Genomic DNA, 18,342 nt, shown 5'->3' with positions numbered 1-18,342 from the left:
AGGAGTCGACATGACAGACCAAAAGAAACGCACCATCCTCAAAACGGTGGCCCTTTCGGCACTCACCAGCGCGGTGCTGATCGGTTGCGGCAAGAAGGAAGAGCCGGCGCCTGCGCCCGCACCGGCCCCGGTGGCCGAGGCGCCCAAGCCCGAGCCGCTGAAGATTGCATTCGCCTATGTCGGCCCGGTGGGCGACGGCGGTTGGACCTTCGCGCACGACAACGGCCGCAAGGCGATGGAAGCCGAGTTCGGCGACAAGGTCAAAACCAGCTTCGTCGAGAGCGTGCCTGAAAGCGCTGACGCCGAGCGCGTGATCCGCGACATGGCCCAACAAGGCAACACGCTGATTTTCGGCACCACCTTCGGCTACATGGAGCCCATGCTCAAGGTCGCCGCCGACTTCAAAAACGTGAAGTTCGAGCACGCCACCGGCTACAAAACCGCCGACAACATGCGCACCTACGACAGCCGCACCTACGAAGGTGCCTACATGGCGGGCGTGATCGCGGGCAGCATGACCAAGACCAACACCCTGGGTGTGGTCGGCTCCATCCCCATCCCGGAAGTGATTCGCAACATCAACAGCTTCACGCTGGGTGCGCAGTCGGTCAACCCCAAGATCAAGACCAAGGTGGTCTGGGTCAACAGCTGGTTCGACCCACCAAAGGAAACCGAAGCCGCCACCTCGCTGATCAACGGGGGGGTGGATGTGCTGTTCCAGAACACCGACTCCAGCGCCGTGCTGCAAACCGCCGAGAAGATGGGCAAACGCGCCTTTGGCTGGGACTCGGACATGACCGCCTACGGCCCCAAGGCCCACCTGGGTTCGGCCGTCATCAACTGGGGCCCTTACTACAAGAAGGCCGTGGGCGATGCACTCAACGGCACCTGGTCCACCGGCTCGGTGTGGTGGGGTGTGAAGGAAGGCGCCATCGACATGGTGTCCGTCGCTGAGGACGTGCCCGCCGAGGTCAAGGCCAAGGTCGACGCTGTCAAGGCCGGCCTGAAGGACGGCAGCTTCCACCCCTGGACCGGCCCGATCGTGGGCCAGGACGGCAAGGAAGTGCTGGCCAAGGACGCCAAGGCCGATGACGCCTTCCTGGGTGGCATCAAGTTCTACGTCAAGGGCGTGGAAGGCAAGGTGCCGCAATAAGCGGGCAGGGCGCCGAGCGCGCCTTTGCCGCGAACGGGCCACCTCGGGGTGGCCCTTTTTGTTCCAGGCTCACATGAACGAATACACCCATTGGCTGCCCGTGGCGCAAAGCACCGATGTTGAAGTACGGCCACATGCCGTGCACCTGTTGGGGCAGGCGCTGGTGCTTTGGCGCGACGGGCACGGGCACCTGGCGGCCGCCCACGACCGTTGCCCACACCGGGGTGCCCGCCTGTCCCTCGGCCGCGTGTGTGACGGTCAGTTGGAGTGCCCGTACCACGGCTGGCGTTTTGACGCCGATGGCCCCTGCCGCCATGTGCCCGCGCTGCCGGACTTCGTTCCCCCCGCCAGCCAGCGTTTGCGCACCGTGGGTGTGCGAGAAGCGCACGGCCTGATTTGGGTGCGCGTGGATGGCGATAGCGGGGACTTGCCCGCGTTTTCCACCGAAAGCGACAGCCGCCTGCGCAAGCTGAACTGTGGTCCGTATGACGTGGCCACCAGCGCACCACGCATCGTCGAGAACTTCCTCGACATGACCCACTTTGCGTTTGTGCACGAGGGATGGCTGGGCGAACGTGGCCATGCCGCCCACCACGACCACCCGGTGGAGCGCACGCCCACCGGGCTGATCGCCACCGGTTGCCAGGCCTGGCAGCCGCAGTCCAACCGCTTGTCCAGCGGCGGCGCCATGGTGGACTACACCTACGAGGTGACCGGCCCCTTCAGCGCGGTGCTCACCAAACGCCCGGACGACCCGGCGCTGGGGGATTACCGTGAGGCCATCGGCCTGTTCATCTGCCCGCTCACGCCCGAGACCAGCCGGGTCTGGTTCCGTTTGGCTGTGGCTGATTTTGCTTCCAGCGACGAGGCGCTGCGGGCGTTCCAGCACACCATCTTCACGCAGGACCAGCCGGTGCTGGAGTCGCAACACCCCAAGTGCCTGCCGCTGGACCCGCGCGCCGAGCAACACACCACGGCCGACCGCGTGTCGCTTGCCTACCGCCGCTTCCTGCGCGACAGTGGCATCACCTTTGGAGTCATCGCATGAACACCTTGCCCCCCATCTCCGCAGAACGTCTGGTGGACCTGCTGCGCACCGCGCCCAAGGCCGAGTTGCACATCCACATCGAAGGTTCGCTGGAGCCTGAACTGATCTTTGCCTTGAGCCAGCGCAACGGCATCGCCATCCCCTACGCCAGCGTGGACGAATTGCGCCGTGCCTATGCCTTCAGCAACCTGCAGAGCTTTCTGGACATCTACTACGCCGGTGCCAGCGTGTTGATCACCGAACAGGACTTCTACGACATGGCCTGGGCCTACCTGCTCAAGGCGCAGGCCGACCACGTCATCCACACCGAAATCTTCTTCGACCCGCAGACCCACACCGCGCGCGGTGTGGCGATGAAGACCGTGATCGACGGCCTGTACCGCGCTTGCCAGGACGCGCAAGCGAAGCTGGGCGTCAGCGCCAGCCTGATCCTGTGTTTCCTGCGCCACCTGAGCGAAGAAGACGCCTTCGCCACGCTGGAAGATGCGCTGCCGCACCGCGACCAGTTCATCGGCGTGGGCCTGGATTCGAGCGAGCTCGGCCATCCGCCCGAAAAGTTTGCCCGCGTGTTCGCGCGCTGCCGCGAGCTGGGCCTGCACCTGGTGGCCCACGCGGGCGAGGAAGGCCCGCCCGAGTACATCTGGAGCGCGCTGGACGTGCTCAAGGTCGAGCGCATCGACCACGGCGTGCAGTCCACCCACGACGCCGCGCTGATGAAGCGACTCGCGGCCGAGCGCATCCCGCTCACCGTGTGCCCGCTGTCCAACCAGAAGCTGTGTGTGTTCCCCAACCTGGCCGACCACAACCTGGGCCGCCTGCTGGACGCCGGTCTGTGCGCCACCGTCAATTCCGACGACCCGGCCTACTTCGGCGGCTACATGAACGACAACTTCCTGCAGACCTTCGCCGCCACCGGCCTCACGGCTCAGCACGCCTACACGCTCATGCGCAACAGCTTCGAGGCCAGCTTCCTGGCGCCAGCGGCCAAGCGGGCCATGCTGGACCGGGTGGACGCCGCCTTCCTGGCCTGAGCCTCACCAGGCCGCGAGCTGCGCGTGCAGCCGTGCCTTCGTGTCGGCGTCGGCAAAACTCGCGGCAATTGACGTGCCGGCCAGTGCGCGCAGAGTGTCGTCGCCCCAGCCGAAGTGTTTGGCGCACAGCGCGTATTCGTGTGGCAGTGTGGTGCCCAGCAGGCTGGGGTCGTCGGTGTTGAGCGAGAGCCGCACCCCGGCCGCGCGCAGGCGCTCCACCGGGTGGGCGTCCAGCGAGGGATAGACCTTGAGCACCAGGTTGGAGCTGGGGCACACGCCCAGCGGGATGCCGGTGTCCACCAGCAGGCCAACGACGGCCGGGTCGTCGATGGCGCGCACGCCGTGGTCGATGCGGTCGGCCTGCAAGAGTTCGATGGCGTCGCGCACGCCCTCCGCACCGCTGGATTCGCCCGCGTGCACGGTGCGCTTGAGGCCCGCTTCACCGGCGCGGCGGAAGGCGTCGGCGAAACGCGGGCCGGTGCGGCCGGCCGTGGCCTCGTTGCCGTCCACCGACAAGGCCACCACACGCGGGTGGCGCCAGCCCGCCAGCAGCCCAACCAGTTCGGTGGCTTCGTCCGCAGTCTGGGTGCGCAGCAGGCTCACACACAGGCCCACGCGGGGCAGGCCCATTTGCTCGGCCTCTCGAAAGCCTGCGTCCAGCGCATCGATGAAGGCACGCAGGCGCCCGTGCCAGGCGCTCCAGTGTGTGGGGTTGACGATGAGGTCGGCGTAGCCGGTGCCGTCGGCGGCCAGGCGTTCGCAGAACGCCCGTGCCAGCGTGGCCACGCGTTCTGGCGTGTTGGCCAGACCACAAGCCCAGTCCAGGAAGTACAGGAAGTCGGCCAGCCCTTCGAACTGCAGCAGCCGCTCGCGCGGGCGCGGCATGGGCACCTTGGCCTCGCGCGCCCAGTGCGCAAGGGTGGCGGGCTCGAAGGTGCCTTCCAGGTGGACGTGGACCTCCGCTTTAGGCAGGGCCGTCAGGCGTTGCAGTGTGGGGATCGTTTCCATCGCGCCATCATCGGTGCCGGAGAAGGGCAGGACATACGCGCACCCGTATGAAACCCATGGTGCTCACCTGTCCAGCATGCCAACGCTTCTGCCATCTGGCTTGACTTAATTACATTTGTGCAAATATAATTACAGCGCTCAGGTGGCGCCATGCCACCGCTTTTCTTGGTCGCGCGCCACGCGTGGCTTGTCCGATACCCGTCTTTGCCCCCGTCGCCGCACAGCCCGGCACGCAGGGTGGGCGCCGCAGTTCGCAGGCGCATCAGACCTCATTCATCAGGAGGACCCATGAAACTTTCCACCCGTCTGACCACCACCGCAGCCTGTGTGTTGGCGCTGAGCGCCTGCAGCAAATCCGAGTCGCCGCCGGTGGCCACCACCGCTGCGGCCACGAGCGAACCGACCTGTGGCCGCGTGAAGGTGGCCAACATGAACTGGCAGTCGGCCGAGGTGCTGGCCAACGTCGATCAGATCATCTTGAGCGCCGGCTACGGTTGTGAGGTGGAGCTGGTGCCGGGCGACACCATGCCCACGTTGACCTCGATGATGGAAAAGGGCCAGCCGGACGTGGCGCCCGAGGCGTGGATCAACGCAGTGCGCCAGCCGCTGGATGCGGCGGTGCAAGAGGGCCGCCTGCACTACGCCGCGCGCTCGCTGCCCGATGGCGGCGTGGAGGGCTGGTGGATTCCCAAATACGTGGCCGACCAGCACCCCGACATCAAGACCATCGACGATGTGCTCAAGCGCCCCGAGCTGTTCCCCGCCCCCGAGGCCAAGGGCAAAGGTGCCGTGCACAACTGCCCGTCGGGCTGGAACTGCCAGATCACCACCGAAAACGCCTTCAAGGCCTGGGGCGCCAAGGACAAGAACTTTGTGTTGGTGGACACGGGTTCTGCCGCCGGCCTGGACGGCTCGATTGCCAAGGCCTACGAGCGCAAGCAGGGCTGGCTGGGTTACTACTGGGCGCCCACCGCGATTCTGGGCCGGTACGAGATGGTCAAGCTCGACGCCGGGGTGCCCCACGACAAGGCCGCGTTCGAGGCGTGCAATACACGTGCCGACTGCGCCGCGCCGGTGCGCACCGACTGGGCCAGCGCCGAGGTTTTTACCGTGGTGACCGATGAGTTCCGCAAGCGAGCCGGCCCGGCCTACGACTACCTGAGCCAGCGCGGCTGGTCCAACAACACGGTCAACGGCTTGTTGGCCTGGATGACGGAGAAGCAGGCCAACGGTGCCGACGCCGCGCGCCACTTCCTCAAAACCCAGCCAACCGTGTGGGAGCCCTGGGTCAGCGCCGAGGTGGCGGCCAAGGTGCGTGCGGCCGTGGGCGAGTGAGCCATGAACGTGTTGCTTGAATTTCCCGCCATCGATGAGGACAAGCTGCGCGCGCTGCGGTTGTTCATCGACAGCGAGTTCCGTGCCTTCACCCGCACCCATGGCGAGGCGATGGAGGCCTTGTTCAACCCCCTGCGCGACTTCCTGCTGGCCAGCGAGCGGCTGCTGACCACCTCGCCCTGGCCCCTGGTGGTGGGCGGCATTGGGCTGCTGGCCTGGCTGGCCAGCCGCTCGTGGAAGATTGCGGTCGCCTCCATGCTCGCGCTGCTGGGTGTGGGTGCCCTGGGTATGTGGGACGACACCATGAAGACCATCTCCATGATCTTCGTGTGCACGGTGGTGGCGCTGGTGCTTGGGTTGCCGATTGGCGTGCTGATGAGCCGCTCGGACCGCGTGCGCCGGATCATTGGCCCGGCGCTGGATGTGATGCAGACCATGCCCAGTTTTGTGTACCTCATCCCGGTGGTCATGCTGCTGGGCATTGGGCGCGTGCCGGGCCTGATTGCGGTGGTGATTTACGCCGTGCCGCCCATCATCCGCTTCACCGATCTGGGCATCCGCATGGTGCGCGACGACCTGCTGGAAGCCGCCGACGCGTTCGGTTCCTCGGCCTGGCAGAAGCTGCGCCAGGTGCAGCTGCCCATGGCCTTGCCCACCATCATGGGCGGTGTCAACCAGACCATCATGTTGGCGCTGTCCATGGTGGTGGTGGCTTCGATGATCGGTGTGCAAGGCCTGGGGCAACCGGTGCTGCGTGCCATCACCAACCAGTACTTTGCCATGGGCCTGCTCAACGGCCTGGCCATCGTGGTGATCGCCATTGTGTTCGACCGCGTCTCGCAAGCCTACGGCCTGCGCCTGCAAAAAAACCGGGAGGGAAGCCATGTCTGAAGCCGCCACCTTGTCGATGGGCGCGATGGCGCCCGCCGGCAGCGAGACCACCGCCCACAGCAGCAGCGCCGTGGGTGTGTCCATCAAGGGGCTGTACAAGGTGTTTGGCCCCCACCCCCAATCGTGCCTGCCGCTGGTGATGGAAGGCATGGGCAAAACGCAGTTGCTGGAGCAGACCGGCCACGTGCTGGGCCTGCGCCACATCGATCTGGACATGCCGGCCGGGCAGATCCAGGTCATCATGGGTCTGTCGGGTTCGGGCAAAAGCACGCTGATCCGCCACATCAACCGCCTGATCGATCCCACCGCTGGCTTGGTTCAAGTGGGTGCGGACGACGTGACCGCCATGGACGAGAAGCGCCTGCGCGCCTTTCGCCGCGAGCGCACCGCCATGGTGTTCCAGAAGTTCGCGCTGTTCCCGCATTTCACCGTGCTGGAGAACACCGAATACGGTCTGCAGATCAAGGGCGTGGCCCGCAAGGCGCGGCGCGAACAGGCCATGCGCTGGATCGAGCGCGTGGGCCTGAGCGGCTACGAGTCGCACTATCCGAGCCAGCTTTCGGGTGGCATGCAGCAGCGTGTGGGCCTGGCGCGCGCGCTGACCAACGACGCGCCCGTGTTGTTGATGGACGAGGCCTTTTCGGCGCTGGACCCGCTGATCCGCGCCGACATGCAAAGTGTGTTGCTCGACCTGCAGCAGGAGATTGGCAAGACCATCGTGTTCATCACCCACGACCTGGACGAAGCCTTGCGCCTGGGCGACCGCATCGCCATCCTGCGCGACGGCGAGGTGGTGCAGCAGGGCACGGGCCAGCAGATCGTGCTGCAACCGGCGGACGACTACATCGCCAGTTTTGTGCGCGACGTCAACCGCGGCCGCGTGATCCGCTGCCGCACCTTGATGCGTGCCGGCGCGCCGGTGCAAGGCCCGCGTGTGGACAGCGGCCTGGTGATCGAAGAAGCCGCGCGCCTGCTCAGCGCCGAGGGCAGGGAACTGGCCAACGTGGTCAATGCCAAAGGCCGGGTGTTGGGCACCATCGCCATGGCCGACATCATTGCCGCCATGGTGCCGCCGCGCAGCGACGCCGGCTGAGGCGCGACGGGCTTACAAGTCGGCCAGCGGCGTGCGCGCGGCCGGCGTTTCCTGGTCCACCGGCAGTTGTGCCAGCAGCGCTTCCAGGCCTTGTTCCAGGTGCGACAAGGCGTCGTCGGACAAGGTGCCCAGGGCACGCGGCAAGACCCCCTCGCGCGGGCCACTCACCTTGGCCAGCACCGCCTGCCCGGCGGGCAACACCTGCAGGCGCACGCTGCGCCGGTCTTCTTCGCCTTTTTCAGAGCTGATCAGACCGCGCTGCACCAGCTGTTTGATGAGGTTGCTGGCGGTGGACTGGTGCACGTCCATGGCCTGCGCCAACTCGGACACACGCATGCCCGGTTGACCCTGGATGTAACCCAGCGCCGCCACCATGGCGCCGCCCACACCGGCCTGTTTCTCGATCTGGTGGAAGTGCTGTCGCACCGCGCCAAACACCACGCGGAATTGGCGCAGCACGCGGGTGCGCTGGGCGGCGGGCGCCTCGGACGGGGCGGTGGAGGGGGGTGTGACCGGTTTTCGCACGGGACAAAGCTGTGGGGGCAGGGGCATCATCATGCCAGCCCCGCGTCCGCACCGCGTCTGCAAAAACAGGCACTGCCTTAGAATGTGGGCCCCCAGACCATTGTGCCGGTGGTCTGGGTTTTTCTTTGTCTCGGCGCCATGTAGAGGACTACCATGTACAAAAACCTCGCAGCCACACTCGTGGCCGCTTGTTGTTTCTCCCCCGTTTTCGCCCAATCCCCCGCACCTGCACAAGCGCCGCTGAAGGCCGCATTTGTGTATGTCGCGCCGCTCACCGATGCCGGCTGGGTGCGCCAGCACGACGAGGCGCGCAAGGCCGTGCAAGCCGCGCTGGGCAACCAGGTCACGACCACCTATGTGGAAAACGTGGCCGAAGGACCGGACGCCGAACGTGTGATCCGCGACCTGGCGCAGCAGGGCCACCAGATCATCTTCACCCCCAGCTTTGGCTACATGGAGCCCACGCTCAAAGTGGCAGCGTCGTTTCCGAACGTGAAGTTCGAGTCGGTCACCGGCTACAAAACGGCGGCCAACGTGGCGGTGTCCAACGCGCGTTACTACGAAGGCCGCTACTTGGCCGGAGTGGCAGCGGGGCGGTTGGCGTCCAAGGCCGGCTACGTGGCGGGTTTCCCCATCCCAGAGGTGCTGCAAGGCATCAACGCGTTCACACTGGGCATGCGCTCGGTCAACCCCAAGGCGGAATTGCGGGTGGTGTTTCTGGGCGAATGGTTCAACCCGCCGCGCGAGCGCGACGCGGCCATGACGCTGATGAACCAGGGGGCGGAGGTGCTGGCCTTTCACACCGGCAGCACGGCGGTGATGGTGGCCGCGCAGGAGCGCGGCAAGCTGGCCGTGGCCTACCACTCCGACATGCGCAAAGTGGCGCCCGACGCGCAAGTGGCCGCCGTCACCCACCTTTGGGGCGACTACTACACGCGGCGCGTGAAGGCGGTGCTGGACGGCACCTGGAAAAGCGAGCGTGTGTGGGGCGGGGTGAAGGACGGCATGATCCGGGTCGATCACTTCGGCCCCAAGGTGCCTGCCGCGGTGCGCGAAGAGGTGTTGGCGCGTCAGAAGGACATCGCCGCCGGCAAGCTGCACCCGTTTGCGGCCCGCATCGACGTGAAGGACAACGAGGGCCGTGTGGTGATCGCCAAAGGGCAGACCCTGACGGACGAGGCCATCCTCAACATGAACTGGCTGGCCGAAGGCGTGTTGAGCAAGTTGCCCAAGTGAGCGCCTAACGCGTCGCGCGTTTGTGCTGCATGTAGGCCTGCGGGGTGAGGCCCACCTGACGCTGGAACATGCTGATGAACGCGGACGGCGCGCTGTAGCCCAGGTCCATGGCCACGCGTTTGACCGCGTGGCCCGCCTCCAGCAGGGCGATGCCCTTGAGCACCTTGAGGCGTTGGCGCCACTCGTTGAAGGGCATGTTGAGGTCGCGCTGGCAGCGCCGGGCCAGGGTGCGCTCGGTGGTGTGCACGCTGCCGGCCCAGTCTGCCAGTGAGCGTGTGTCCCAAGGCTGGGCCTGCAGCGCGTGCAGCACCTGCGCCAGCAGCGGGTCTTGCGACATGGGCAGGTAGCTGTCGTGCGGCGGCGCCTCGGTCAGCTGGTCCAGCAGCACCCACAACAGGCGCTGCGCCTTGGCCGCGTGCAGCCATGTCGTCGTGCCTTCACGCAAGCTGTCCAGCAGGGCCAACATCAGCGGGTTCACCGCCAAGGTGCAGGCTTGGGCAGGCAGTTCGGCGCACCACGGCTGCGGCACGTACAGCGTGGCGTAGCTGGCCTCGTGGCGGTTGCTGGAGACGTGTTCCAGCCCCGGTGGAATCCATACCCCGTATTGCGGCGGTGCCAGCAGCACGCGCCCGCCCATGCCCACTTCGATCACGCCCGAGATGGCGTGCACAAACTGCCCGGTGTCGTGGGTGGCGGGCGCATCCTCATGGCCGGCACGCACGTGGACGACCTTGAATTCAAGTGCTGGGGCGGGGGCGGGCGGAGTCATGTTGTCGCTATCGCTTCACGGGTTGTCTGAACAGGCGTATTTGAATACAGGCAGACAAATTAGACTGCGTCATCCGATCCAACCGGCCGCCAACCGGTCGTTTTGACCCTGAGGAGACACGTAGCATGAACACTTCCCCACCCAATGCCTTCGTCGATGCCGTGGTATCGCCCGAACTCGCCCACGCTTTTGAGCGCGACGGCGTGGTGTGCCTACGGGGCGTGCTCAAACCGCACGAGGTGCAGCGCTTGCGTGAAGGGCTTGACGCCAACCTGGCTGCGCCCAGCCCACGCGCCAAGGTGGCCAGCCGGCCGGACGACCCAGGCCTGTTCATCGAAGACTTCTGCAACTGGCAGGAAAACGCCGCTTACCGGGAGGTCATCACCACCTCCGCCCTGGCCGCCGTGGCGGCACGGCTCACCGGCAGCGCCACGGTCCGGCTCTACCACGACCACATGCTGACCAAGGAAGCCGGCACGGTGCAGCGCACCCCCTGGCACCAGGACCAGCCTTACTACAACGTCGAAGGCAGCCAGAACGTGAGCTTCTGGATACCGGTCGATCCGGTGTCGCGCCCAGCCACGCTGGAGTTTGTGGCGGGTTCGCACAAGGGGCCTTGGCTCATGCCGCGTTCCTTCATGACCCACGAGGCCAAGTGGTTCCCCGAGGGCAGCCTGGCCGACTTGCCCGACATCGAGGCCAACCGCAGCGCCCATGACATCGTCGGCTGGGCGGTGGAGCCGGGCGATGCCATCGCCTTCAACATGCTGACGCTGCACGCCTCGGCGGGCGTGGAGCCGGGCCGGCGCCGGCGCGTGTTCTCGGTGCGCATGCTGGGCGATGACATGCGGCATGCGCCCCGGCCCTGGAAGACCTCGCCGGCCTTTCCCGGCCTGGAGGCCGAATTGCCCGCCGGCGCGCCCATGGACCACCCGCTGTTCCCCGTGCTGTTCCCTGTGCCGAGCCCCTCAGCCCTATAGCCACTATGCCGCCTGGCGCATGTCGGCGCGGCGGTCTTGCGCTACGCTCGCCGTCATGAAAGCCTACCGTGCCGCGCTGCTGCGCTTTTCCGACGACGACCACACCCCCTTGTACGACGCCGATGGCCTGCTGGTGCTCGGCCCCGACGCCCAGGGCCAACAGGTGGTGCGCGCCGCAGGGGACTTCAACGCTTTGAAGGACCGCTTCCCCGGCGTCGCCATCGAGCACCTGCCGGGGCGCCTGATCGCCCCCGGCTTCGTGGACCTGCACATCCACTACCCCCAGACCGACGTCATCGGCTCGCCCGCCGAGGGCCTGCTGCCTTGGCTTGAGAACTACACCTTCCCACACGAATCGCGCTTCCACGACCCCACCTATGCGGCCGATGTGGCGCGTTTTTTTCTCGACGAACTGGCGCGCAACGGTGTCACCACGCCGCTGAGCTTCGCCACCTCGCACCCCCAGTCGGTCGATGCGCTCATGGCCGAGGCACAAGCACGTGGCCTGCGCCTGATCGCTGGCAAGGTGCTGCAAGACCGCCACTCGCCCGACGGTGTGCGTGACCAGACCGAACAAAGCCTGCTCGACACCGAGGCCCTGATCAACAAGTGGCACGGCGTGGACCGCCTGGGCTACGCCATCACACCGCGTTTTGCCCCCAGTTGCTCTGATGCGCAGATGCGCGGCGCGGGCGAGCTGGCCGCAGCCCACCCCAGCGTGTGGGTGCAGTCACACGTGGCCGAGAACCTGGACGAAGTGAAGTGGGTGCGCGAGCTGTACCCGCAGGCGCGTTCCTACCTTGACGTGTACCGCGAATTTGGCTTGCTGCGCGAACGCGCGGTCTACGCCCACTGCATCCACTTCGACGACAACGACCGCGCGCTGATGCGCGACACCGGCGCTGTGGCGGCTGTCAGCCCCACCAGCAACCTGTTCCTGGGCAGCGGCTTTTTCGATTTTGTCGCGGCCGACCGCGCCGGCATGGGTTACGGCTTGGCCAGCGACGTGGGCGGTGGCACCAGCTTCAGCCCCTTCCACACGATGCTGGCGGCCTACCACGTGGGCCGCGCGGGTGTCACCGGTGGCGGCGCCTTCAAGCAGGGCATCAGCCTCAAACCCTCGCAGCTGTGGTGGCAGCACACGGCCGGCGCCGCGCGCGCCCTCGGTTTGGGTGGTGTGGTGGGCAACCTCACGCCCGGGCACGAGGCCGACTTCGTGGTCATCCGCCCCGACGCCACGCCGCTGCTGGCGCGCAAGACGGCGCAGGCCAACTCGCTGGAGGAATTGCTGTTCGCATTGATCGTGCTGGGCGACGACCGGCTGATCGAGCGCACGGTGATCGCTGGGCGCTGAAACTTTATCCTGCCTCCCGACATGAAGCTGTACGCCTTGTTTGTGGCCATGGCCGCCGTGACCGTTTTGAGCCCCGGCCCTGGCGTGGTGATGACGCTGAGCAATGCTTTGCGGTTTGGCTTCAGGCCGGCGCTGGGTGGCATTATGGGCATTGCCACCGGCGCCTCGGTGGTGGCGGCAGTGTCTGCCACCAGCGCCGGTGCGCTGCTGGCCTCCTCTGCGCTGGCCTTCACTGTGCTCAAGCTGGTCGGTGCTGCCTACCTGATTTACCTGGGCATCAAGCTCTGGCGTTCACCGCCCTTTGTGTTCACCACCTCGTCGTCGCCCGCTGGGTCTTTTGGGCGGCGGTTTGCCGAGGGGCTGTCTTTGCAGTTCACCAACCCCAAGGCCATCTTCTTTTTTCTCTCTGTGTTTCCGCAATTCATCGATCCGGCGCAGCCCTACGCGCCGCAGTTCGTGTCGCTGGTAATGACCTACAGCGCCCTGGTGGTGCTGATTCATTCGGGGTACGCGCTGTTCGCACGTGGCGCCCAGCGGTGGTTGCGAACGGAACGCGGTGGGCGCCAGGTGAACCGGCTCGCAGGGACCACGTTTGTGGCTTTTGGCCTGGGCCTGGCCATGGCCAAACGCGCGGCCTGAGGTCTGTGCGCGGGGCGCCGGCAGGCAGGCGCTGTGCCTACAATCGTGGCCACCGCACACCGCAACACGCAAAGACACCCCATGAGCATCAAGAGCGACAAGTGGATACGCCGCATGGCCGAGCAGCACGGCATGATCGAGCCGTTCGAGCCGGGCCAGGTGCGGCAGGTGAACGGCCAGAAGGTCATCAGCTACGGCACCAGCAGCTACGGCTACGACATCCGCTGCGCGCCCGAATTCAAGGTGTTTACCAACATCCACAGCACCGTGGTGGACCCGAAGAATTTTGACGAAAACAGCTTTGTGGACATCAACAAGGATGTCTGTGTGATCCCGCCCAACAGCTTTGCGTTGGCGCGCACCATGGAGTATTTCCGCATTCCGCGCAACGTGTTGACCATTTGCCTAGGCAAAAGCACCTACGCGCGCTGCGGCATCATCGTCAACGTCACCCCGTTCGAGCCCGAGTGGGAAGGGTATGTGACGCTGGAGTTCAGCAACACCACGCCGCTGCCAGCCAAAATTTACGCGGGTGAGGGCTGTGCCCAGGTGCTGTTTTTCGAGAGCGACGCCGACGATGTGTGCGAGGTCAGCTACAAGGACCGGGGTGGCAAGTACCAGGGCCAGCACGGTGTCACGCTGCCGAGGGCCTGAGCCATGTCCAGCTTGAAACTCAGCGGCTTCGGTTTGCCGGTGACGGGGGAGCCCGAGGTGTCCCATCCCCAGACCGACCGCCTCATCAGTGGCAACCCCCGCCGCGACACCTGGAGCGCGGTCGAGACCGATCTGGCGGGCGCGAGCCGTTTCTACTCGGGCGTGTGGCGCAGCGAGGTCGGCCACTGGCGCATCGCCATGGGGCCGACCGAACAAGAGGTGTTCACCGTGGTCGAAGGGCGTTGCCGGGTGCATGGCGATGATGGCCAGGTGCAGGAGGCCGGGCCGGGCCAGGCCATCCACATCCCGCCGGGCTTTACCGGCTCGTTCGAGGTGCTGGAAACCTTGAGCAAGATTTACGTCATCTGCGAGTAGGCGCGTCGTCCGGGCGCTTTTCCCCGCACAGGCCACCGTGACCGCTGCATGAGCCCCCACCTGTTGATCTGGTTGCCGCTGGCCTGGTTGCTGCCAGCGCTGCTGGGCCACGCGCTGGGGTGGTCGGGCCTGTGGGGTGGAGCGGCCTTGCCCGATCTGCTGTGGCCGTTGCCCGTGGCGGGTGGTGCCTTGCATGTGCCCTCGTTTGTGTTGTGCGCGGTGCTGGTCAAACTCATCCCCGGCGCCAGCGACCGCGTCGCTGCACGCTTGCAGGCCTTGCTGCTGGGCCTGGCGCTGGCGGGGCTGCTGTGGCTGCTGCGCCTGGACGGCATGTGGGTCTCGTGGCGCTCCGGCGGCAATTGGCCGGGCTGGCAGTGGGCCAGCAACCCGATGGGCTTGTTCTTGTTGTGTGATGCGACGCTGGCTTTGTTGGTCACGGCGCGCTGGCCAAGCCTGTCGTTGCTGCGCGACCCTGTGGCCGCCGTGCTTCTTGCCTTGCCGCTGGTGGCGCCCATTGCCATGACCGCCCGGTCTGGCCTGGTGACCGAGCCGTTTTTGATGGGGCACAGCCGGCCTGGCGATGTCAGAGGCGACGAGGTGTTGATGATCTACACCCGCCTCGACATGCAGGCGCCTGACTTTCAGGCCCGCGCATTGGCCTGGGCCGATCGTTACCACCCCAGCAGGGACTTGAACGCGGACGACACGGCGGTGCTGTTCGCTGACAGCCATGAAGCGGCCCAACGCATGGAGACGGTCCGCGCAAGGCAGACCCTGTGTCTGTATGAAGACGGCACCCCGCCGCTGTGGTTGCGTGGCGGCCAACCGCAAGCTTGTTTTGATCGGCACCTCAGCTTTCAAGAGCGCCTGATGGCGGCGCGCGCCGCCCAACCTGCGGGCAGGCCGGAGGAGGTGACCGCCTACCACGCACGCCGGGTGGCGTGTGAACCCACGTCAACGGCGCAGGCCGGGCAAAACGTGCCTGGGCAGGAGGTGTCTGCGCTGCGCATGTGCGCAGGGCTTGCCGAAGGCCGAGAGCGCCTCTTGCGCCAATACCCAGGGTTGCTTGAACCGGTCCAGTGAGGCGCCAGCGCGCGTCAAACCGGTGCCCGGGCTTCGGCGGTGCGGCCAGGCGCCAGCACGGCGGCAATGGCCACCACCACACACACCACCGCCAGCGCGTCTTGCCAGCCCGGCACCTCGCCGGTGATGAAGGTGGCCGACAGCGTGCCAATCACCGGGATGGCCATGATGCTCATGGCGCTGGTGGACGCGGGCAGGTGACGTGCCAGGCCGAACCAGATGATTTGTGCCACACCGTAGTTGATGAACACGCCAAAGGCCAGGGCGGCCCACATCACCGGACTGAATTGCCAACTGGGCCAAGGTTCCAGCAGCGCAGCCATCACCCACAGCGCGGCGGCCGAGGTGCCCATCATCCACACCGTGAGCGCCTCCACCGGCAGCGTCAGTTGGGCGCGGCGCATCATCAGCGTGCCCAAGGCCCAGCAGATGGCGGCCAGCTCCATCCACACAATGCCCATGGGCCGGCCCGAAAGCGAGGCCAGCTCGTCGGCCAGCAGCAGGGCGATGGCCGCGCTCACGGCGATCACGGCCAGCAGCACGCGCCGCGTCAGGGTCTGGCCAAAAAAGGCCGCGCCCAGCAACACCGTCCAGATGGGCATGGTGAAACCCAGCACCGCCGCGCGGCCCGAGGCCAGCTCCCGCACACCCAGAATGGACAGCGTGTGCCAGCCCAGGATGTTGGGCAGGCCCAGCCACACCACGCTGCGCCACTCGCCGCCACCCGCCGACCAACGTGGCCACATGCGCACACCACGCGCGCGGAAGAAGAAAAACAGCCACAGCGCGCCGCCCGTCATGGTGAGCGCGCGGAAGTACAGCGGTGACAGCTCCCGCAGCGAGAGCTTCATCATCGGCCAGTTGACACCCCACATCAGGGTGAGGGCCACCAGCACCCAGAGTTGTTTGCGGGTGAGCACTTAAACGGCCACCGGTGCCTTGATGGCCGGGTGGCACTGGTAGTCCAGCACCTCAAAGTCTTCGTACTGGTAGTCGAAGATGGAATCGGGGCGGCGTTTGATGTGCAGCGTGGGGTAGGGGTAGGGCGCTCGGCTCAGCTGCAATTCAACTTGTTCGGTGTGGTTGCTGTAGATGTGGCAATCGCCCCCGGTCCAGATGAAATCGCCCACGGCCAGGTCGCACTGCTGCGCCAGCATGTGGGTGAGCAGCGCGTAACTGGCGATGTTGAAGGGCACACCCAAAAAGATGTCGGCGCTGCGTTGGTAGAGCTGGCAAGAGAGCTTGCCGTCGGCCACGTAGAACTGGAAAAACGCGTGGCAAGGCATCAGCGCCATCTTGCTCAGCTCGGCCACGTTCCAGGCGCTCACGATGATGCGGCGTGAATCGGGGTTGGTCTTGAGCGTCTTGACGACTTCGGCAATTTGGTCGATGTGCCCGCCGTCTGGCGTGGGCCAGCTGCGCCACTGCACGCCGTACACGGGCCCCAGGTCGCCGGTTTCGGGGTCGGCCCACTCATCCCAGATGCTGACGCCGCGCTCCTTGAGCCAGTGGTTGTTGCTGGAGCCGGTGAGGAACCACAACAACTCTTGAATGATGGACTTGAGGTGGACCTTCTTGGTCGTCACCAGCGGAAAACCCTCGTTCAGGTCAAACCGCATCTGGTGGCCGAACACGCTGCGTGTGCCGGTGCCGGTGCGGTCGGCCTTGAACACACCGTGTGTGTGCACATGGCGCATGAAGTCTTCGTATTGGGAGCGGATGGGGCGGGGGTGGGTCATGTCAATAAGCGCCAAAAAGGGCGTCCAGCGCATCTTGCACCAGGCTTTGTTCGCTGCGCAGGCTGGCCACGGGTTGGTGAAGCCAGCCGCGCGGAAACGTGGCCATGGTGGGGGTGTCTAGCACGACGTCGCGCTCCTGAATGCGGAACAGCGGGTGAATGCGGTCCAACCGGGCACCGTGCACCCGGGCATCGCGCAACGGGATCACGATGCGCGTTTCAACCGCGTCGATGTGGTCGTTTTGCACGTCCAGCACAAAAGGCGTGTGCCGGTGTTCGGTTTTGTCGGGGTTGGCGTAGACGTCGTAGCGCGCCATGGGCTCAGGCCGCCTTCTGGCTGGAAGGGGCTTCGTCAGTTTCACGCCCGTCGCCCAGGCCGCGGGCAAAGCTGCGGTATTGCGAACCCCAAATGCCATCACGGCGGATGCGCTCGTTGTACGCCGCCACCGCCTCCTTGTTGTCCTCGTTCCAGCGCTCCCAATAGCGCCTCTCCACTTCTTTGGCCAACAACGCATCCACCGTCTGCGAGATGTTCATGCCCATGGACTTGGCCATCTCCAGCACCTTGGCGTTGAGCGTGAGGTTGGTGGCCTTTTTGGGCGCGTTCTCGAAGTGGATCATGGCGGGCTCCAGCGGATGGAATGCGCAGATTTTATGCGCATGGCGGCTGTGTGGCGCGTCTGTTGCGGGGCCAGCCAGTTGGGCCATTCGACACGGCTTGTTGTGCCTCAGCCCCTCACGATGCTTGCAAAACGCGGCAACACCGAGGCCGCCACGTCGGTGGGGCGCACCGCGCCTTCGGGTGCGTCGTCGTTGAGCGTCGCGAGGTAGGCACGGGTGGCGGCTTCGCCGAACTCGGGGTGGAACTGCACGCCCCAGGCACGCGAGCCAAAACGAAACGCATGGTGGGGTTCAAAATCGTTGCCGGCCAGCAGGGTGGCGCCGTCGGGCAGGCGGCGCACGCTCTGGCGGTGGGCGGCCTGGGCGTCGAACTGGGTGGGCAGACCGGCGAACAGCGGGTCATCCTGCGCAGCGTCATGCAAGCTCACTGGCACGGTGCCCAGTTCGATGCCCTGGGGGTGGTAGCCCACTTTGCCGCCCAGCGCGTGGGCCAGCAACTGGTGGCCGTAGCAGATGCCCAACACGGGTACCTCGGCGGCCACAGCGTCGCGCAGCCAGGCGGCGGCGGCTTCGCTCCAGGGTTCGCGGTCGCTGACCATGCTGTGCGAACCGGTGACGACCACGCCGGCAATGTCGGCCTGGGCCGGCAAGGCCTGGCCCGCGCGTGGATCGACCACGGTCACAGGCAGGGCCGGGTCTTGCAGGCCGGCCTGAATCCAGTGCTCGAAGTCCTGCAGTTCGGCGGCGATGTGGGGGTGCGTGCTGCCCACCTTGAGGATGAGCAGCGGCTTGGTGAGGGAGGCGGTCAT

Annotated in this window: 21 protein-coding genes; 13 read left to right on the top strand and 8 right to left on the bottom strand. The window is 66.1% G+C overall.

All coding sequences use genetic code 11. From position 1 onward, the window contains the following. Window positions 1–10: 10 nt before the first annotated feature. From ACFQPB_RS16440 to ACFQPB_RS16430, 3 genes are all read left to right on the top strand, one after another. On the top strand, window positions 11–1,153 hold the full coding sequence (locus ACFQPB_RS16440; RefSeq protein ID WP_382198832.1) for a BMP family ABC transporter substrate-binding protein: 1,143 nt from the start codon (window positions 11–13) through the stop codon (window positions 1,151–1,153). 73 nt (window positions 1,154–1,226) lie between these two features. Then, window positions 1,227–2,201 carry a Rieske 2Fe-2S domain-containing protein gene (locus ACFQPB_RS16435; RefSeq protein ID WP_382225557.1) on the top strand — a complete coding sequence of 325 codons (975 nt, stop codon included), beginning with the start codon at window positions 1,227–1,229 and terminating at the stop codon, window positions 2,199–2,201. Then, complete coding sequence (locus ACFQPB_RS16430; RefSeq protein ID WP_382225554.1) at window positions 2,198–3,232, top strand: adenosine deaminase; 1,035 nt, start codon at window positions 2,198–2,200, stop codon at window positions 3,230–3,232. The genes ACFQPB_RS16435 and ACFQPB_RS16430 overlap by 4 nt, the downstream gene beginning before the upstream one ends. A gap of 3 nt (window positions 3,233–3,235) precedes the next feature. Here ACFQPB_RS16430 and add read toward each other — a convergent pair whose 3' ends face one another. Continuing rightward, window positions 3,236–4,240, bottom strand: a complete 1,005-nt coding sequence (add, locus tag ACFQPB_RS16425) for an adenosine deaminase (protein WP_382225551.1) — start codon at window positions 4,238–4,240, stop codon at window positions 3,236–3,238. Window positions 4,241–4,528: 288 nt separating this feature from the next. On the opposite strand from add, the gene ACFQPB_RS16420 reads away from it, so the two are divergent. From ACFQPB_RS16420 to ACFQPB_RS16410, 3 genes are read left to right on the top strand one after another with little or no spacing between them, the layout of a single operon-like run. Next, window positions 4,529–5,575, top strand: coding sequence for an ABC transporter substrate-binding protein (locus ACFQPB_RS16420; RefSeq protein ID WP_382225549.1), 1,047 nt, complete (start codon window positions 4,529–4,531; stop codon window positions 5,573–5,575). Between the two features lie 3 nt (window positions 5,576–5,578). Next, complete coding sequence (locus ACFQPB_RS16415; RefSeq protein ID WP_382198837.1) at window positions 5,579–6,466, top strand: ABC transporter permease; 888 nt, start codon at window positions 5,579–5,581, stop codon at window positions 6,464–6,466. Then, on the top strand, window positions 6,459–7,559 hold the full coding sequence (locus tag ACFQPB_RS16410; protein WP_382225546.1) for a quaternary amine ABC transporter ATP-binding protein: 1,101 nt from the start codon (window positions 6,459–6,461) through the stop codon (window positions 7,557–7,559). Before ACFQPB_RS16415 ends, ACFQPB_RS16410 begins: the two co-directional genes overlap by 8 nt. 12 nt (window positions 7,560–7,571) lie before the next feature. Here the strand turns inward: ACFQPB_RS16410 and ACFQPB_RS16405 are convergent, their stop codons facing one another. Further along, complete coding sequence (locus ACFQPB_RS16405) at window positions 7,572–8,084, bottom strand: MarR family winged helix-turn-helix transcriptional regulator (RefSeq protein ID WP_382225543.1); 513 nt, start codon at window positions 8,082–8,084, stop codon at window positions 7,572–7,574. A 153-nt stretch (window positions 8,085–8,237) separates the two neighbouring features. Here ACFQPB_RS16405 and ACFQPB_RS16400 point away from each other — a divergent pair, with 153 nt between their 5' ends. Further along, window positions 8,238–9,320 (top strand): BMP family ABC transporter substrate-binding protein, encoded by a 1,083-nt coding sequence (locus tag ACFQPB_RS16400; protein ID WP_382225540.1) that lies wholly within the window; start codon window positions 8,238–8,240, stop codon window positions 9,318–9,320. A 4-nt stretch (window positions 9,321–9,324) separates the two neighbouring features. Here ACFQPB_RS16400 and ACFQPB_RS16395 read toward each other — a convergent pair whose 3' ends face one another. Then, window positions 9,325–10,089, bottom strand: coding sequence for an AraC family transcriptional regulator (locus ACFQPB_RS16395; protein WP_382225537.1), 765 nt, complete (start codon window positions 10,087–10,089; stop codon window positions 9,325–9,327). Between the two features lie 125 nt (window positions 10,090–10,214). On the opposite strand from ACFQPB_RS16395, the gene ACFQPB_RS16390 reads away from it, so the two are divergent. From ACFQPB_RS16390 to ACFQPB_RS16365, 6 genes are all read left to right on the top strand, one after another. Continuing rightward, on the top strand, window positions 10,215–11,069 hold the full coding sequence (locus ACFQPB_RS16390; protein ID WP_382225534.1) for a phytanoyl-CoA dioxygenase family protein: 855 nt from the start codon (window positions 10,215–10,217) through the stop codon (window positions 11,067–11,069). Between the two features lie 55 nt (window positions 11,070–11,124). Beyond that, on the top strand, window positions 11,125–12,423 hold the full coding sequence (gene guaD / locus ACFQPB_RS16385) for a guanine deaminase (RefSeq protein WP_382225531.1): 1,299 nt from the start codon (window positions 11,125–11,127) through the stop codon (window positions 12,421–12,423). Between the two features lie 21 nt (window positions 12,424–12,444). Continuing rightward, window positions 12,445–13,062, top strand: a complete 618-nt coding sequence (locus tag ACFQPB_RS16380) for a LysE family translocator (RefSeq protein WP_382198844.1) — start codon at window positions 12,445–12,447, stop codon at window positions 13,060–13,062. An 81-nt stretch (window positions 13,063–13,143) separates the two neighbouring features. Continuing rightward, window positions 13,144–13,716: a dCTP deaminase gene (gene dcd, locus ACFQPB_RS16375; RefSeq protein ID WP_382198845.1), complete on the top strand. Its 573-nt coding sequence runs from the start codon at window positions 13,144–13,146 to the stop codon at window positions 13,714–13,716. Between the two features lie 3 nt (window positions 13,717–13,719). Beyond that, window positions 13,720–14,091 (top strand): cupin domain-containing protein, encoded by a 372-nt coding sequence (locus ACFQPB_RS16370; protein ID WP_382225528.1) that lies wholly within the window; start codon window positions 13,720–13,722, stop codon window positions 14,089–14,091. Between the two features lie 48 nt (window positions 14,092–14,139). Next, a complete protein-coding gene (locus tag ACFQPB_RS16365) occupies window positions 14,140–15,174 on the top strand; it encodes a hypothetical protein (protein WP_382225525.1) in 1,035 nt (344 codons plus the stop codon). A gap of 14 nt (window positions 15,175–15,188) precedes the next feature. On the opposite strand, the gene ACFQPB_RS16360 is transcribed toward ACFQPB_RS16365, so the two are convergent. The 5 genes from ACFQPB_RS16360 to ACFQPB_RS16340 all read right to left on the bottom strand — a co-directional run bounded on the left by ACFQPB_RS16360 (window position 15,189) and on the right by ACFQPB_RS16340 (window position 18,342). After that, window positions 15,189–16,094, bottom strand: a complete 906-nt coding sequence (locus tag ACFQPB_RS16360; protein ID WP_382225522.1) for a DMT family transporter — start codon at window positions 16,092–16,094, stop codon at window positions 15,189–15,191. After that, the gene (locus ACFQPB_RS16355; protein WP_382198849.1) at window positions 16,095–16,913 is read right to left on the bottom strand and encodes a thymidylate synthase; all 819 of its coding nucleotides are present in this window, start codon (window positions 16,911–16,913) and stop codon (window positions 16,095–16,097) included. It abuts the gene before it with no gap. 1 nt (window position 16,914) lies between these two features. After that, a complete protein-coding gene (locus ACFQPB_RS16350; protein WP_382225519.1) occupies window positions 16,915–17,229 on the bottom strand; it encodes a CcdB family protein in 315 nt (104 codons plus the stop codon). 4 nt (window positions 17,230–17,233) lie between these two features. Next, window positions 17,234–17,533, bottom strand: a complete 300-nt coding sequence (locus tag ACFQPB_RS16345; RefSeq protein ID WP_382225517.1) for a type II toxin-antitoxin system CcdA family antitoxin — start codon at window positions 17,531–17,533, stop codon at window positions 17,234–17,236. A gap of 107 nt (window positions 17,534–17,640) precedes the next feature. Then, window positions 17,641–18,342 (bottom strand): glutamine amidotransferase, encoded by a 702-nt coding sequence (locus ACFQPB_RS16340; protein ID WP_382225515.1) that lies wholly within the window; start codon window positions 18,340–18,342, stop codon window positions 17,641–17,643.

The organism is Hydrogenophaga atypica (assembly GCF_042665215.1).
GTDB lineage: Bacteria > Pseudomonadota > Gammaproteobacteria > Burkholderiales > Burkholderiaceae_C > Hydrogenophaga > Hydrogenophaga defluvii_A.
Note: the sequence above shows the minus strand (reverse complement) of the source record. Positions and strands in the feature narration are given on the sequence as shown.

Bases quoted from the DNA above. Each gene is read 5' to 3' on its own strand.
- ACFQPB_RS16440 (WP_382198832.1), top strand. From the start codon at position 11: ATGACAGACCAAAAGAAACGCACCATCCTCAAAACGGTGGCCCTTTCG.
- ACFQPB_RS16435 (WP_382225557.1), top strand. From the start codon at position 1,227: ATGAACGAATACACCCATTGGCTGCCCGTGGCGCAAAGCACCGATGTT.
- ACFQPB_RS16430 (WP_382225554.1), top strand. From the start codon at position 2,198: ATGAACACCTTGCCCCCCATCTCCGCAGAACGTCTGGTGGACCTGCTG.
- add (WP_382225551.1), bottom strand. From the start codon at position 4,240: ATGGAAACGATCCCCACACTGCAACGCCTGACGGCCCTGCCTAAAGCG.
- ACFQPB_RS16420 (WP_382225549.1), top strand. From the start codon at position 4,529: ATGAAACTTTCCACCCGTCTGACCACCACCGCAGCCTGTGTGTTGGCG.
- ACFQPB_RS16415 (WP_382198837.1), top strand. From the start codon at position 5,579: ATGAACGTGTTGCTTGAATTTCCCGCCATCGATGAGGACAAGCTGCGC.
- ACFQPB_RS16410 (WP_382225546.1), top strand. From the start codon at position 6,459: ATGTCTGAAGCCGCCACCTTGTCGATGGGCGCGATGGCGCCCGCCGGC.
- ACFQPB_RS16400 (WP_382225540.1), top strand. From the start codon at position 8,238: ATGTACAAAAACCTCGCAGCCACACTCGTGGCCGCTTGTTGTTTCTCC.
- ACFQPB_RS16395 (WP_382225537.1), bottom strand. From the start codon at position 10,089: ATGACTCCGCCCGCCCCCGCCCCAGCACTTGAATTCAAGGTCGTCCAC.
- ACFQPB_RS16390 (WP_382225534.1), top strand. From the start codon at position 10,215: ATGAACACTTCCCCACCCAATGCCTTCGTCGATGCCGTGGTATCGCCC.
- guaD (WP_382225531.1), top strand. From the start codon at position 11,125: ATGAAAGCCTACCGTGCCGCGCTGCTGCGCTTTTCCGACGACGACCAC.
- ACFQPB_RS16380 (WP_382198844.1), top strand. From the start codon at position 12,445: ATGAAGCTGTACGCCTTGTTTGTGGCCATGGCCGCCGTGACCGTTTTG.
- dcd (WP_382198845.1), top strand. From the start codon at position 13,144: ATGAGCATCAAGAGCGACAAGTGGATACGCCGCATGGCCGAGCAGCAC.
- ACFQPB_RS16370 (WP_382225528.1), top strand. From the start codon at position 13,720: ATGTCCAGCTTGAAACTCAGCGGCTTCGGTTTGCCGGTGACGGGGGAG.
- ACFQPB_RS16365 (WP_382225525.1), top strand. From the start codon at position 14,140: ATGAGCCCCCACCTGTTGATCTGGTTGCCGCTGGCCTGGTTGCTGCCA.
- ACFQPB_RS16355 (WP_382198849.1), bottom strand. From the start codon at position 16,913: ATGACCCACCCCCGCCCCATCCGCTCCCAATACGAAGACTTCATGCGC.
- ACFQPB_RS16350 (WP_382225519.1), bottom strand. From the start codon at position 17,229: ATGGCGCGCTACGACGTCTACGCCAACCCCGACAAAACCGAACACCGG.
- ACFQPB_RS16345 (WP_382225517.1), bottom strand. From the start codon at position 17,533: ATGATCCACTTCGAGAACGCGCCCAAAAAGGCCACCAACCTCACGCTC.
- ACFQPB_RS16340 (WP_382225515.1), bottom strand. From the start codon at position 18,342: ATGACCGCCTCCCTCACCAAGCCGCTGCTCATCCTCAAGGTGGGCAGC.